The organism is Oceanobacillus profundus, assembly GCF_003515705.1.
Classification (GTDB): Bacteria; Bacillota; Bacilli; order Bacillales; family Amphibacillaceae; genus Oceanobacillus; species Oceanobacillus profundus.
Genome location: NZ_QWEH01000049.1, coordinates 1 through 1,686 on the forward strand (window position 1 = coordinate 1; position 1,686 = coordinate 1,686).

The 1,686-nt window shown below is 38.9% G+C and carries 1 protein-coding gene; it reads right to left on the bottom strand.

Annotated elements, in window-relative coordinates:
• Positions 1–454: 454 nt before the first annotated feature.
• Positions 455–1,564 carry an IS110 family RNA-guided transposase gene (locus tag D1B32_RS23450; protein WP_118890505.1) on the bottom strand — a complete coding sequence of 370 codons (1,110 nt, stop codon included), beginning with the start codon at positions 1,562–1,564 and terminating at the stop codon, positions 455–457.
• Positions 1,565–1,686: the final 122 nt, after the last annotated feature.

Sequence of the window (1,686 nt, forward strand, 5' to 3'; positions counted from 1 at the left end):
AGGAAATATACGTAGACTGATATGAACGAAACTGTCAAGTACCCCTTACACTCTTTTGAAAGATATTCTTTTTGACCAACTTTAAGCTAAGAGTCTATGTCTGTATAGGCTCTTTTTTATTTAACTGATATTACTATTATACTTCTATCTTCTTAACTTGCCCCTAAGTCTAAGAATCGTGATTATCTCCTTTCTTTTCTTTCTTATTAAGAAGAAATACACGGCGCGAAGGCAAAAATCTCTACTCCGATGAGCATACTGATATCCGTGGGTTCTCACATTTTATCGTTCCGTCTAAGGATCTAACACGAACTCCTGGCGTACGTTCACTAATTGTATAGCTAGTACAAGTCTACGTCGTGCATTTTCCTTTACGGTTTTCACCTTTGCCTCCGGGCCCTATATTTTTTCCCTTTTCTAATCAACTTCCTTGCTTGATTATATGAAATCGAACTTAATTTGTTTTAGCTTCAAATTCATGGGTAATTGCCCAAATGAAACCTGCTAGTTCCCTCGCAATTGCTGTAATAACCTTCCCAGCTTCTTTTCCACGACCTAATAAACGGTAAAACTTCTTATGCAAGCGATTTTGAGCCTTCCATGAAATCCCTAAGATATTCGTTGGTTGTCCTTGTTGTCTCTTTTTCAATTTTCCCTTGACTGCAGGCTGATATCTGTAGCTCCAGGCAGCCTCTATCAATAATTTACGTACATGTTGGTTCCCTGTTTTAGTGATCTTGCCTAATTTACGTAATTCGCCACTTGAACTTTCACTAGGGACAAGTCCGACGTATGCCATAAATTGGTTGGCTGTCTGAAATCGCTCGAATGATCCGATTTCTGCAACTAAACTAGTAGCTGTAATGACTGCCACTCCTCGTAGTGTCATCAGTGTTTGAATCATCGGTGCGTGGATTCCTTCTTTGGATTGTTCCTCAATTTCTTGTTCTATTATTTTTAATCGTTGTTGGAATATTTTTAGCTGCTGCAGGTATTCCTGATAGGCAACTCTAGATGCCGAGCGTTTAAAGGTTAATGTATCTAACCACTCCCAATATTTCACGGACCATTTTTTAGTACCTTTAGGTGGTCTGATTTCATTTCTTAGTAGAAATTTTGTTAGTCGATGTTTCGCTCTTAATTCATCTTCCTTCACATCCTCACGTGCTCGGACTAAATCACGCAATGCCTCATCATCTTCGGTTGGCACATAGATAGGCGTTAATTCTCCTGCACGATAAAGTGTTGCCAAATTAATGGCATCGCGTTTATCCGTTTTAACACGACTTCCGGGTTTTTGAGGTATTAAGGATGGTGCAATTACTTCACATTCAATCTTCATACCCTTAAGTAGGCGATAGAGTCCATATCCGGTTGGTCCAGCTTCATAACAAACTCGAAGTTGTTCATACTCTCCTAGTTTTTTCATTAATTTTCTAATCGCCTCTACTGTATAGCTAATCATGCCAACATATCTCGGCTTTGAACGTCCTTCTTCTGCAACTGCCACCGCAATTTTTTCCTTTGATACGTCTAATCCTACGTATTTTGTGGTATTATTCATAGTAATAGCTCCTCTCGTATTATAGCTCTGATTTGGGTTTCCTTTGTTTAATACACTATACCCAAATTAACCTACGTTTTTACGAGTAGGGGCTAGTTTCGTTCATAATAACTCCTGTGGGA

Excerpts from the sequence above, each read along its gene's own strand:
- D1B32_RS23450 (WP_118890505.1), bottom strand. The coding sequence starts at position 1,564 with ATGAATAATACCACAAAATACGTAGGATTAGACGTATCAAAGGAAAAA.